Below are 12,738 nucleotides of genomic sequence, written 5' to 3'. Positions count from 1 at the left end.
TGTGGTTACCAGCCACGGTTCGCGTAGCGCTCGGCCTCGGGCAGCGTGTCGCAGTTGATGCCGACCATGGCCTCGCCCAGGTTGCGGGAGGCGTCCGCGATGACCTTCGGGTCGTCGTAGAAGGTGGTGGCCTTCACGATCGCGGCGGCGCGCTTGGCGGGGTCGCCGGACTTGAAGATGCCGGAGCCGACGAAGACGCCCTCGGCACCGAGCTGGCGCATCAGCGCGGCGTCGGCGGGGGTGGCCACGCCACCGGCGGAGAACAGGACGACGGGCAGCTTGCCGAGCTCGGCGACCTCCCTGACCAGCTCGTACGGGGCGCGGAGCTCCTTGGCGGCGGCGTACAGCTCGTTGTTGTCGTAACCGCGCAGCCGGGCGATCTCGTTCTTGATCTGACGCAGGTGGCGGACGGCCTCGACGACGTTGCCGGTGCCGGCCTCGCCCTTCGAGCGGATCATGGCCGCGCCCTCGGCGATGCGGCGCAGGGCCTCGCCCAGGTTGGTGGCCCCGCAGACGAAGGGGGTGGTGAAGGCGAACTTGTCGCTGTGGTTGACCTCGTCGGCCGGGGTGAGGACCTCGGACTCGTCGATGTAGTCGACGCCGAGGGACTGGAGGACCTGCGCCTCGACGAAGTGGCCGATGCGGGACTTGGCCATGACGGGGATGGAGACGGCCGCGATGATCTCTTCGATCATGTTCGGGTCGGACATCCGGGCCACGCCACCGTCCTTGCGGATGTCGGCGGGCACCCGCTCCAGGGCCATGACGGCCACGGCGCCCGCGTCCTCGGCGATCTTCGCCTGCTCGGCGTCGACGACGTCCATGATCACGCCGCCCTTGAGCTGCTCGGCCATGCCGCGCTTGACGCGGGCGGTGCCGGTGGCCGGGGACTCGGTGGACTGCGGGGTGCTGGGAAGCGTGGACACGGGACCTCACTCGGTGGAAAGACGCTCTGGATGCTGCACGACCGAGCAAACGCTCCGGGACCAGTCCACAGCAAGGGCCAATGGACAGGCCGTGGATCGTTTTCCACAGGACAGCCCTGCGGTGTACGGCGTCGTCGGCGCTCCGGGCGTCAGGTTCCGGGGCGGTCCGCGAGGGCCACCGGCGGCGCGTCGTCCATCTCGAAGGCGAGCGGGAACGGCGCGTGCCCGGCCAGCCGGAACAGCCGCACCGTGCGGTGCCTGCGCAGGGCGCGGGCCGCCCGCACGGCGTCGTTGTGGAAGCGCCGGGCCATCGGTACCCGGCGCACGGCCGCGGCGAGTTCGGTGGCCGCCTCCTCACCGCCGGGGATCTCCTTCACGGCTTCGACCTGGGCGGGCTCGCCGAAGACGGCCCGCAGCGCCGTGCTCAGTTCGCTCTCGGCGACCTCGCGGTGGTCCTCCTCGGCCTGGCGGGCGGCGTGCGCGGCCTCGTACAGGACGATCGACGCGGCGGGGTCGAGGACGCCCGAGGTGGCCAGTTCCTGGGTGACCGAGGCGCGGCGCAGCAGTTGGGCGTCGAGCGCGGCGCGGGCCGCGTCGATCCGCGCGTGCAGCCGGTCGAGCCGTCCGGCGGTCCAGCTGAGGTACAGGCCGATCGCGAAGAGCGCGACGGCGATCCAGATGAGGGTTTCGGTCACGGGCGCAAAGGCTACCGTCGGGCGGGCCGCTCCCCGCGCTCCGGGCGCTCTCCGGCGGGCGGACCGCCGTGCGCGAGCCCCGCCCCGCCGTACGGAACTCCCGTGTCAGTCCCAGCGGTCCTGGTTGAGGAAGCGGGCCACGCCGCGCCAGGAGTCGGGGCCCATCGCGCCGTCGACCGGCCCGGTGCAGCCGGACTCGGTGGAGAGCCACCGCCGGGCCCGCTGCCAGAAGATGGTGCCGGGCTCGCCGTCCTGTTCGGTGCTGGTCCTGGGCAGCCCGCCGCCGGAGCCGCTGCCGGGATGAACCAGCGGGTTGATCCGGACGCCGTTCGGATCGATCATGTGCCAGTGCGGGTGGGGGCCGCTGGACGAGCCCGAGCCTGGGGCGCCGGGCCGGCCGCCGGAGAGTCCGACGACGCCGCCGGAACCGCTCAGTCCCGGGCCAGCCCGAGTCGCGCCCGCAGCCCCGTCCGTTCGTCCGCCGCCACCGACGCCGCCCCGTCCGTCACCGTCTCGTACACCGCGAGGATGTCCGCCCCCACCGTCGACCAGTCGAAGCGCCGCACATGGTCGCTGCCCCGCCGGCGCAGCTCCGCACGCCGCTCCGGGTCGCCCAGCAGCCGGATCGCCGCCCCGGCCAGCGCGTCGGCGTCCTCGTTGGTGAACAGCTCCCCCGCCGCCCCCTGGTCCAGCACCTGGGCGAAGGCGTCCAGATCGCTCGCCAGCACCGGCGCGCCCGCCGACAGCGCCTCGACCAGGATGATGCCGAAGCTCTCGCCGCCCGTGTTCGGCGCGACGTACAGGTCGACACTGCGCAGCAGCCGCGCCTTGTCCTCGTCGCTCACCATGCCGAGGAACTCGACCCGCTCGCGCATCGTCGCGGGCAGCGAGGCCACCGCATCCTCCTCGTCACCGCGCCCCGCGACCAGCAGTCTGGTCTCCGGGCGGGCGGCGAGGATCGCGGGCAGCGCCCTCATCAGGACCGGCAGGCCCTTGCGGGGCTCGTCGATCCGGCCGATGAAGCCGATCGTGCCGCCCTGCCACTCGGCCCTGGGCTCGGCCTTCGCGAAGAACCCGACGTCGACCCCGTTGGGAATCACCACGGCGTCGCCCCCGAGATGCTCCACCAGGGTCCGCCGCGCGTACTCGCTCACCGCGATCCGCGCACTGATCTTCTCCAGCGCGGGCTGGAGGATCGGATAGGCGGCGATCATCGCCCGGGACCGCGGATTGGACGTGTGGAACGTGGCGACGATCGGCCCCTGCGCCGCCCAGCAGGCCAGCAGGCCCAGCGAGGGCGAGGTCGGCTCATGGATGTGGATCACGTCGAACGTGCCGTCGTGCAGCCAGCGGCGCACCCGCGCGGCCGACAGGAAGCCGAAGTTCAGCCGGGCGACCGAGCCGTTGTACGGCACCGGAACGGCACGCCCCGCCGACACCACGTACGGCGGCAGCGGGGTCTCGTCGTCGGCGGGCGCCAGGACGGAGACCTCGTGGCCGAGGCGGATCAGATGCTCGGCCAGGTCCCGGATGTGGAACTGCACGCCACCGGGTACGTCCCAGGAGTACGGGCAGACGATGCCGATCTTCACGGCTGTTCCCCCCGGGGGTCCAGGTCGTCGAGCCAGAGCCGCTGCAGCATGTGCCAGTCCTGCGGGTGTTCGGCGATACCGATGGCGAAGGCGTCGGCCAGCGCCTGGGTCATCACGGACGTCATCTCGGTACGGCTGCCGCTCGTCGGCACCTCGACCGGTGGGTGTATCCGCGCCTTCATCACCGGCGTCCCGTCGTACGCGAGGGTGACCGGCAGCAGCAGCGCGCCGGTCTGCTGGGCCAGCAGCGCAGGACCCGCGGGCATCCGCGCGGCGGCGCCGAAGAACGTCACCTCGACCCCCGAGGCCGACAGATCGCGGTCGGCGACCAGACAGACCAGACCGCCCGCACGCAGCCGCCGGGCCAGCGTGCCGAAGGCCGCCCCGCCGTTGTGCGGCAGGACCTCCATGCCGAGGCCCTGGCGGTAGGCCACGAACCGGTCGTACAGCGTCTCGGGCTTGAGCCGCTCGGCGACCGTCGTGAACGGCACCTTCAGGTCGGTGGTGACCCAGGCGCCCGCGAGGTCCCAGTTGCCCAGGTGCGGCAGCGCCAGAATCACCCCGCGCCCGGCGTCCATGCCCTCGGTCAGCCGGTGGGCGTCCGTGACGTCGATGCTGTCCTTGATCCGCTGCGGACTCCAGGTCGGCAGCCGGAACGACTCCATCCAGTAGCGCATGTACGAGCGCATACCGGCCTTGGACAGCACGGCGAGGCGGGCCGGGCTCGCGTCCGGCACCACGCGTGCCAGGTTCGACTCCAGCCGCAGGACGCTCTTGCCGCGCCGCTTCCACACCTGGTCGGCGATGGTGCGGAACAGCGCCTCGGCGGCGGGCTCGGGCAGCTTCTTGACCGCGCCCCAGCCGAGCCCGTACAGCCCGTCGGTCAGCCGTCCCCGCAGATCGGACACGGTGCCGCTCACTGCGCGGCCTCGCTCCCCCGCGCCGCCGGTCCGGCGGCGGCCGCGGCGTCCGCCTCGGCGGATTCACGGCGTACGGTCACCACGCGCTGGATCAGCGTCACGAGGCTGCCCGCGGCGACGATCCACAGCGCGATCGGCAGCAGGATCTCGATCCCGGGCACCCCGAACGTGTGCAGACCGGCCAGACCGGCCGCGACCAGCGAGATCACCAGCCGCTCGGCGCGCTCCACCAGACCGTTCACCGCGACCGGCAGCCCGATCGATTCACCACGCGCCTTCGTGTACGAGACCACCTGGCCGCTGGCCAGGCAGAAGATCGCGACGGCGCAGAGCACGTTGTCGTCACCGCTGCCCGCGTACCAGAGGGCGAACCCGGCGAAGATCGCCCCGTCGGCGACCCGGTCGAGCGTCGAGTCGAGGAACGCGCCCCACCGGCTGGAGATCCCGGCCTGCCGCGCCATGTTGCCGTCGACGAGGTCGGAGAACACGAAGATCGTGATGACGATCGTGCCCCAGAAGAACTCTCCCATCGGGAAGAAGACCAGCGCACCTGCCATCACTCCGGCCGTGCCGATGAGAGTGACCGCGTCGGGGCTGACCCCCAGACGGAGCAGCAGAGCGGCGAACGGCGTGAGGACACGCGTAAAAAATGCACGCGCGTACTTGTTCAGCATGGCCTTCCCGAGGGTTCGGTTGGCCGAGCGGCCCCTTCGGCCACCGGCTGGCCCATCGTAGTCACGACGCGCGCGGTCCACCGGACGGGCACCCGTCCCCGGGGGTGTCTTCGTCACGCCCCGTCGCCCGGCGCGCCACGGATGCACGACAGATACACGACGGATGCCGACGGACGCACGACGGATGGACGCGACCGGGCCGGAGTGGAAAGCTCGGATTACGGACCGCCCCGCGGCAGGGAGCGCACTCACCGTCGCGGAGCGGGCCACCGACACCGCGGGCGTCGCCGGAGCCGCCGCGGCGGCTCCCCCGTGCCCGTGACCCCTCTCCCCACCGCGCAGGTGATCTCTTCGCACCGCGCACTCGACCGGGAGGCACACATCATGGGCGCCACGTCACACGCACACCCCGGAGCCGCCGGCAGGGCACCGACGGCCGACCATCCCTCTTCCCTTCGGAATGTGGTGCTGGTCGGCCCCAGCGGATCGGGCAAGACCACCCTGGTGGAGGCCCTGGCCCTGACCGCGGGCGCGGTCAACCGGGCCGGCCGGGTCGAGGACGGTGCGACGGTCTCCGACCACGACGAGACGGAACACCGCCGCCACCGGTCCGTACAGCTCTCCCTGGTCCCCGTCGAATGGGGCGGCTGCAAGATCAATCTGCTGGACACCCCCGGCTACGCGGACTTCGTCGGGGAACTCAGGGCCGGTCTGCGGGCGGCGGACGCGGCCCTCTTCGTGGTCTCGGCCGCACAGGAGGCGGACGCCGTCGCCGCGACCACCCGCGCCGTGTGGGAGGAATGCGCCCTGGTCGGCATGGGGCGGGCCATCGTCGTCACCCACCTCGACACCGCCCGCACCTCCTTCGACGAGATGACCCGGGTCTGCGCGGAGATCTTCGGCGGCGACGAACCCGACGCCGTACTCCCGCTGTATCTGCCCGTCCAGGGACCCGAGGGCCCGGACGGGCATGCCCCGCTCACCGGTCTCACCGGACTGCTCACCCAGCGGGTCTTCGACTACTCCTCCGGCGAGCGGAAGGAGACCCCGCCCCCGGACGACCGGCGCGAGGAGCTCGCGGCGGCCCGCGACCGGCTGATCGAGGGGATCATCGCCGAGAGCGAGGACGAGACCCTGATGGACCGCTATCTCGACGGCGGCGACATCAGCAGCCGGACCCTCGTCGACGACCTCGAACGCGCCGTCGCGCGCGGCACCTTCCACCCCGTGCTCACCGCCGCCCCCGCGGCCGAGGGCGCCCGCCAGGGCATCGGCACCGTCGAACTCCTGGAACTGATCACCGGCGGCTTCCCCACCCCACTGGAACGCGCCCTCCCCACCGTCACCACCCCCGGGGGCGACCCCCGACCCGCCCCCGACCGCGACCCTCAAGGACCGCTGGTCGCCGAGGTCGTCAAGACATCCTCCGACCCGTACGTGGGCCGGGTCTCCCTCGTCCGTGTCTTCTCAGGCACCCTGCGCGCCGACGACACCGTGCACCTGTGTGGTCACGGCCTCACCGACCCCGCCCACGAGCCCCGCCCCTGCCACGACGCGGAGGTCCGTGTCGGCGCGCTCTCCTCCCCGTTCGGCAAACAGCAGCGCGCCCTGGACCAGTGCGTCGCGGGCGACCTCGCCTGTGTCGCCAGGCTCGGCCGCGCCGAGACCGGTGACACCCTCTCCGCCACGGACGATCCGGTCCTGATGGAACCCTGGTCGATGCCCGATCCGCTGCTCCCGCTCGCCGTCCGGGCCCATGGCAAGGCCGACGAGGACAAACTGTCCCAGAGCCTGGCCCGGCTGGTCGCCGAGGACCCCACCATGCGCCTCGAACAGAACCCGGACACCCATCAGGTCGTCCTGTGGTGCCTGGGCGAGGCCCACCAGGACGTCGCCCTGGAACGCCTGCGCGGCCGGTTCGGCGTCCAGGTCGACGCCGTACCGCACCTGGTCCCGCTGCGTGAGACGTTCGCGGGCCCCGCGTCGGGGCTCGGCCGGCACGTCAAACAGTCCGGCGGTCACGGCCAGTACGCCGTCTGCGAGATCGAGGTCGAGCCGCTGCCCCCCGGCACCGGCATCGAGTTCGTCGACAAGGTGGTCGGCGGCGCGGTGCCCCGCCAGTTCATCCCGTCCGTCGAGAAGGGCGTCCGCGCGCAGGCCGCTCGCGGGATCGTCGCCGGGCATCCGCTCGTCGACCTGCGCGTCACCCTGCGCGACGGCAAGGCGCACTCGGTGGACTCCTCCGACGCCGCCTTCCAGACCGCGGGCGCGCAGGCCCTGCGCGAGGCCGCCGCGGACACCCGCGTCCAGATCCTGGAACCCGTCGCCGAGGTCCGGGTGCTGATCCCCGACGACTACGTGGGACCCGTGATGAGCGACCTGTCGGGACGGCGCGGCCGTGTCGTCGGCACCGAGCAGAACCCCGGCGGACGCACCCTCGTGCGGGCCGAGGTGCCGGAGATCGAGATCGGCAGGTACGCCGTCGACCTGCGGTCCCTGTCGCACGGCACCGGCCGCTTCGACCGCTCGTACGCCCGGCACGAGGCGATGCCGCACCAGCTCGCCGCACGCATCCGCGACGAGCGGAAGAACGGCGCGGCGACGGGTGACTGACGGGGTGTCGCAATCACCGCCCGCCCGGACAACGGGACCGGGCGGTGTCGCGATCCGGACGATACTCTGTGGTCGCAGCTCAGAAGGTATGCCGCGTACGGTAGTTGGGCACACCCGCAGGAGCAGACCGTGCGGCGAGTGGGGGCGACAGTGGCCAACGACGGATTCGACTTTTCACCCGGAGCGCAGATTCCGCTGCAGGGAACCGGCGGTCAGGCCGTGGCGACCAACGCCCTGGCCTCCGCGGCGTACCGCGACAGCCCGGTGGAGAAGATCCTCGAAGCCAACAGCGAGTGGCACAAGTCGGAAGTGAAGCCGGGCTCCTCCAAGCTCTTCAAGTCCGACTATTTCAAGCCGAATCTTGGCGAGGCATTCGCCCGTGCCGTCCAGGAACGGACGCTCGGCGGCGCCCGCGGCGCACTCATCCAGTCGTTCGGGACCGACCCCCAGACGGTGGTCGAGCACTGCCTCTCCGCGAGCGGGCTGCGCAAGGCCCGGGACACCCGGCTGACCCTGGTAACCGCGGTGTTCGGCATCCTCTTCCTGCCCGGAATGCTGCTGTGGGTCCTGGTCTTCCGGGGGCGCGACGCCCTCAACAAGTCCAAGGACAAGGTCTTCCGGTCCGTGGGCACCGCCCTGCTGTTCGTCTTCGGCATCGGCGCCCTGATCCTGCTGATCAAGCTCCCGCTGAACGGGTTCCTGGCGCTCTACCTGCGCGGGACGATCATCGCGCCGGTCGTCGGATGGCTCGTCGCGAAGCGGATCGCGGAGGCATCCGCCAAGGACCTGCGGGCCCGCTGGGACGGCCTGCTCTCCGGCGCCGGTGTCGTCGCCAAGATCCCCGAGGCCGCACCGAAGAACCCGAACGAGACCGCCCGTGAGGCCCTGCGCCAGGGCCTGGAGAAGCTGTCCGCCGAACAGCAGTCCAACTCGGTCTTCTACGCCGGTCCCAAGGGCGTCCTCGGGATGGGCACCCGCTGGGGCAGCTGGCAGCTCGCGGAGGAACTGGTCTCCAAGGACCCCACCAAGGAGATCCACCAGTTCCGCAGCTGGGACCTGATCCGGATCATCCACGACCAGCTGAAGATGCTGGAGCGCGGCCCGCTGAACACCGGCGGCTTCCCCACCCCGTCCGTCAAGCACTGGATCGTGTCGCCCGTCGGCGAGAACGCCGGATCGGTCTCCCGCCCCGACGGCGAGGACGTCGCCACCTTCCAGATCAAACCGCACGAGATACAGCGGATCTGCAACCACCAGCAGTTCGGCAGCGGTGACCGGCACTACCTCGGCGTCCAGTTCACCCTCTGGGACGGCCAGCTCGTGATCACGATGATGGTCACTGTCACCGTGCTCCACGAGACCCTGCGCATCGAGGTGACCGGGCACGCGCTCGGCCCGGTCCACGGGCTCTTCCTCTCCAAGCCGGAGGAGAAGTCCAGGACGGTCAACAAGACCGTCAGGTTCTGGGAGACCCGCAAGATCCAGCTGCCGCTCGTCGACGCGCACGAGGTGGTCCGGCTCGCGCTGCGCGCCCCCCTCACCTGGTACCCGCCGCTCCTGGACTACCTCGGCGGCAAGCTGGTCCTCCCGGAGCCCTTCGGACTGCGCCACGCCTGGGCGGCCAAGCCGTGGAACCACCGCTTCATGGCGGACGACGCGATGCGCGCCGCCACCCCCGTCCTGCGCGCCGTGCACTCGGCGGCGATGCGGGTCCTCACGGAGAACGGCGTCGACACCGAGCGCTTCGACAACCGCTCGATGATGCTCAGCGGCCTCGTGCAGGACCCGGCGCCGAGGAAGGCCGACGTGTACGACGCGTAGGGCCCGCGCACACGGATGCGGTGCGCCCCGGCGATGCGGCCGGGGCGCCCCACATCCGTACGACGTGCGGTAGTACGAGGGCGCGGATCAGCCGGCCGGCAGCTCTCCGGCGGGCCAGGCGGCGGCCAGCATCGTCCGGGTGTCGCCCAGCAGCTGCGGCAGCACCTTGGTGTGCCCGACCACCGGCATGAAGTTGGTGTCCCCACCCCAGCGCGGCACCAGATGCTGATGCAGATGTGCGGCGATGCCCGCCCCCGCCACGGACCCCTGGTTCATCCCGATGTTGAACCCGTGCGCCCCGGACGCCGCGCGCAGCGCGATCATCGCCCGCTTGGTGAAGTCGGCCAGCTCCGCGGTCTCCGCACCGTCCAGCTCCGTGTAGTCGGCCACGTGCCGGTACGGCACGACCATCAGATGGCCGCCGTTGTACGGGTAGAGGTTCAGCACGGCGTAGACGCGCTCACCGCGTGCGACGATGAGCCCGTCCTCGTCCGATTTGGGCGGGATCACACAGAACGGACAGCCGTCCTCGGCCCCCGGACCGCTCGGCTTGTTCTCACCCTGGATGTACGCCATCCGATGGGGCGTCCACAGGCGCTGGAACGCGTCGGGCGTTCCCACTCCGATCTGCTGCTCCGGCTCACTCGTCATGCCGATCAGCATATTGCTTCACCCCCGCCGTGCGTGTCGCCGGGGCCACCCCGGCCGGTGCCCCGCGAGGCTGAGGTCATGAGCAACCGATCCGTGCCGGTGGCCCCGCCCCGGCTGACCCGCTGGGAGCAGCGCACGGAAGTGCCGCTGTTCGCCGCCTCGGTGGTCTTCCTGCTCGGTTACGCGGTCCGCGTCCTCGCGCCCCACGACGCCGGGCCCTGGCGGGACGTCGCCCTGGCCCTGGTCTGCTCGACCTGGCTGCTGTTCGCCGCGGACTACGTCGTACGGCTCCGGCAGAGCGGCCTCGGCGCGCGCTTCGTCCGCGTCCACTGGCTCGACACCGTGGTGCTGGTGCTGCCCCTGCTGCGCCCGCTGCGGGTGATCCGGGTCTACACGGCGGTGCAGAACCGCCGGGACCGGCCGCGGCTGAGCCTGTACGCCCGGGTGATGGCCTACGCCGGCCTGAGCGCCCTGCTCCTCGGCTTCAGCGCCGCCCTGGCCGTGTACCACCAGGAGCACGCCGCCGCCGGTGCCACGATCCGTACCTTCGGGGACGCCACGTGGTGGGCGTGCGCGACGCTGACCACGGTCGGGTACGGGGATGCCGTGCCGGTCACCCCGGGCGGGCGGGCCGTCGCCGCCCTGCTGATGGTCTGCGGCCTGGGGCTGCTGGGGGCGGTGACGGGTTCGTTCTCGTCGTGGCTGCTGCAGGTGTTCACCCGCGAGGACGAGAAAGGGCCCCCGGGGAGTGGATGACTCCCCAGGGGCCCTCGTACGCGCTCGTACTCCTGCGGCTGCGGCGGGTATCAGACCTGGACGCGGTCCTCGACGGCCTTCGCGATCTTCGCCAGGGCCTCGTCGAGCGGGATGCCGTTCTCCTGCGAACCGTCGCGGTAGCGGAAGGAGACGGCGCCGTTGGCCATGTCCTCGTCACCGGCGATGAGCATGAACGGAACCTTGGCCTTCTGCTGGTTCCTGATCTTCTTCTGCATCCGGTCGGACGAGGCGTCCACCTCGACCCGCAGCCCCTGCTTCCGCGCCTTGGCCGCGAACTCCTGGAGGTAGGGGATGTGGGCGTCACCGATCGGGATGCCGACCGCCTGGACCGGGGCCAGCCAGACCGGGAACGCGCCCGCGTAGTGCTCCAGGAGCACCGCGAAGAAGCGCTCGATGGAACCGAACAGGGCACGGTGGATCATGACCGGGCGCTGCTTGGTGCCGTCGGGGCCGGTGTACTCCAGGTCGAAGCGCTCCGGGAGGTTGAAGTCGAGCTGCACGGTCGACATCTGCCAGGTGCGGCCGATGGCGTCCTTGCACTGCACCGAGATCTTCGGGCCGTAGAACGCGGCGCCGCCCGGGTCCGGGACCAGCGGGAGGCCCTGCTTCTCGGCGACCTGGCGCAGCGTCTCGGTGGCCTCGTCCCAGGCCTCGTCCGAGCCGACGAACTTCTCCGGGTCCTTGGTGGAGAGCTCCAGGTAGAAGTCGGTGAGCCCGTAGTCGCGGAGCAGGTTCAGGACGAAGGTGAGCGTCCGGTCCAGCTCCTCGGCCATCTGCTCCTTGGTGCAGTAGATGTGCGCGTCGTCCTGGGTGAAGCCGCGCGAGCGGGTCAGGCCGTGTACGACGCCCGACTTCTCGTACCGGTACACCGTGCCGAACTCGAAGAGGCGCAGGGGCAGTTCGCGGTAGGAACGGCCGCGCGCGTCGAAGATCAGGTTGTGCATCGGGCAGTTCATCGGCTTGAGGTAGTAGTCCACCCCGTCGTCGAGCTGCATGGGCGGGTACATGCCATCGGCGTACCAGTCCAGGTGGCCGGACTTCTCGAAGAGCTTGCCCTTGGTGGCGTGGGGGCTGTAGACGAACTCGTAGCCCTCCTCCTCGTGGCGGCGCCGCGAGTAGTCCTCCATGGCCCGGCGGATGACGCCGCCCTTGGGGTGGAAGACCGCGAGACCGGGGCCGATCTCGTCGGGGAAGGAGAAGAGGTCCAGCTCGTTGCCGAGCTTGCGGTGGTCGCGCTTGGCGGCCTCCTCCAGGAACTCCAGGTGCGCCTTCAGCTCGTCCTTGGTGGGCCAGGCGGTGCCGTAGATGCGCTGGAGCATCGGGTTCTTCTCGCTGCCCCGCCAGTACGCGGCGGCGTTCCGCATCAGCTTGAACGCGGGGATGAACCGGGTGGTGGGCAGGTGCGGGCCCCGGCAGAGGTCCTTCCAGCACAGGTCACCGGACTTGGGGTCCAGGTTGTCGTAGATGGTCAGCTCGCTGCCGCCCACCTCGACGTCCGCGCCGTCGTCCGAGGACGCGGAGCCCTTGATGCCGATGAGTTCCAGCTTGTACGGCTCGTCGGCCAGCTCCTCGCGGGCGGCCTCGTCGCTGACGACCCGGCGGGAGAACCTCTGCCCCCGCTTCTGGATCTCCTGCATCTTCTTCTCGATGGCCTTGAGGTCCTCGGGGGTGAACGGCTTCTCGACGTCGAAGTCGTAGTAGAAGCCGTCCTTGACCGGCGGGCCGATGCCCAGCTTGGCGTCCGGGAAGAGTTCCTGCACGGCCTGCGCCATCACATGCGCGGTGGAGTGCCGCAGGATGTCGAGGCCGTCCTCGGAGGAGATCTCGACGGGCTCGACGGTCTCGCCGTCCTTGAGCTCGTACGCGAGGTCCTTCAGCTCCCCCTCGACGCGGGCGGCCACGACGGTGCGCTGACCGGGGAAGAGCTCGGCGGCCGTCGTGCCCGTCGTCACCACATGCTCTTCCCGCTCGGAATCGCGTTGGATGATCACACGGACGTCTGACACCGGTCTCTCCTGACTCAAGGGGTGCGGCGCATTCCGTCGCGCTCGCAGGAGAATCGTACCGAG

General features: G+C 71.1%; 11 protein-coding genes. 3 read left to right on the top strand and 8 right to left on the bottom strand.

Features of this window, described 5'->3' with window-relative positions:
- Positions 1–5 precede the first annotated feature (5 nt).
- The 6 genes from pdxS to pgsA form a co-directional block, all read right to left on the bottom strand.
- The gene (pdxS, locus tag OG413_RS24940) at positions 6–926 is read right to left on the bottom strand and encodes a pyridoxal 5'-phosphate synthase lyase subunit PdxS (RefSeq protein WP_073729423.1); all 921 of its coding nucleotides are present in this window, start codon (positions 924–926) and stop codon (positions 6–8) included.
- 149 nt (positions 927–1,075) lie between these two features.
- The gene (locus OG413_RS24935; protein ID WP_266808905.1) at positions 1,076–1,621 is read right to left on the bottom strand and encodes a hypothetical protein; all 546 of its coding nucleotides are present in this window, start codon (positions 1,619–1,621) and stop codon (positions 1,076–1,078) included.
- A gap of 105 nt (positions 1,622–1,726) precedes the next feature.
- Positions 1,727–1,963 (bottom strand): hypothetical protein, encoded by a 237-nt coding sequence (locus tag OG413_RS24930; protein WP_266808904.1) that lies wholly within the window; start codon positions 1,961–1,963, stop codon positions 1,727–1,729.
- Positions 1,964–2,052: 89 nt separating this feature from the next.
- Positions 2,053–3,213, bottom strand: a complete 1,161-nt coding sequence (locus tag OG413_RS24925; RefSeq protein ID WP_266808902.1) for a glycosyltransferase family 4 protein — start codon at positions 3,211–3,213, stop codon at positions 2,053–2,055.
- Entirely contained in the window at positions 3,210–4,133 is a 924-nt protein-coding gene (locus OG413_RS24920; RefSeq protein ID WP_266808901.1) for a phosphatidylinositol mannoside acyltransferase, read from the bottom strand. The genes OG413_RS24925 and OG413_RS24920 overlap by 4 nt, the downstream gene beginning before the upstream one ends.
- Positions 4,130–4,807: a phosphatidylinositol phosphate synthase gene (gene pgsA / locus OG413_RS24915; RefSeq protein ID WP_266808899.1), complete on the bottom strand. Its 678-nt coding sequence runs from the start codon at positions 4,805–4,807 to the stop codon at positions 4,130–4,132. The genes OG413_RS24920 and pgsA overlap by 4 nt, the downstream gene beginning before the upstream one ends.
- 384 nt (positions 4,808–5,191) lie before the next feature.
- On the opposite strand from pgsA, the gene OG413_RS24910 reads away from it, so the two are divergent.
- The gene (locus tag OG413_RS24910) at positions 5,192–7,420 is read left to right on the top strand and encodes an elongation factor G-like protein EF-G2 (protein ID WP_266810351.1); all 2,229 of its coding nucleotides are present in this window, start codon (positions 5,192–5,194) and stop codon (positions 7,418–7,420) included.
- A gap of 150 nt (positions 7,421–7,570) precedes the next feature.
- Positions 7,571–9,241, top strand: a complete 1,671-nt coding sequence (locus tag OG413_RS24905; protein ID WP_266810349.1) for a hypothetical protein — start codon at positions 7,571–7,573, stop codon at positions 9,239–9,241.
- Between the two features lie 87 nt (positions 9,242–9,328).
- Here the strand turns inward: OG413_RS24905 and OG413_RS24900 are convergent, their stop codons facing one another.
- Positions 9,329–9,904, bottom strand: coding sequence for an HIT domain-containing protein (locus OG413_RS24900; RefSeq protein WP_266808898.1), 576 nt, complete (start codon positions 9,902–9,904; stop codon positions 9,329–9,331).
- Positions 9,905–9,970: 66 nt separating this feature from the next.
- Between OG413_RS24900 and OG413_RS24895 the strand changes: the two genes are divergently transcribed.
- Positions 9,971–10,648, top strand: a complete 678-nt coding sequence (locus OG413_RS24895; RefSeq protein ID WP_266808897.1) for a potassium channel family protein — start codon at positions 9,971–9,973, stop codon at positions 10,646–10,648.
- A 50-nt stretch (positions 10,649–10,698) separates the two neighbouring features.
- Here OG413_RS24895 and thrS read toward each other — a convergent pair whose 3' ends face one another.
- On the bottom strand, positions 10,699–12,675 hold the full coding sequence (gene thrS, locus OG413_RS24890; RefSeq protein WP_266808895.1) for a threonine--tRNA ligase: 1,977 nt from the start codon (positions 12,673–12,675) through the stop codon (positions 10,699–10,701).
- Positions 12,676–12,738: the final 63 nt, after the last annotated feature.

Source organism: Streptomyces sp. NBC_01433 (assembly GCF_026340105.1).
Taxonomy (GTDB): domain Bacteria; phylum Actinomycetota; class Actinomycetes; order Streptomycetales; family Streptomycetaceae; genus Streptomyces.
Note: the sequence above shows the minus strand (reverse complement) of the source record. Positions and strands in the feature narration are given on the sequence as shown.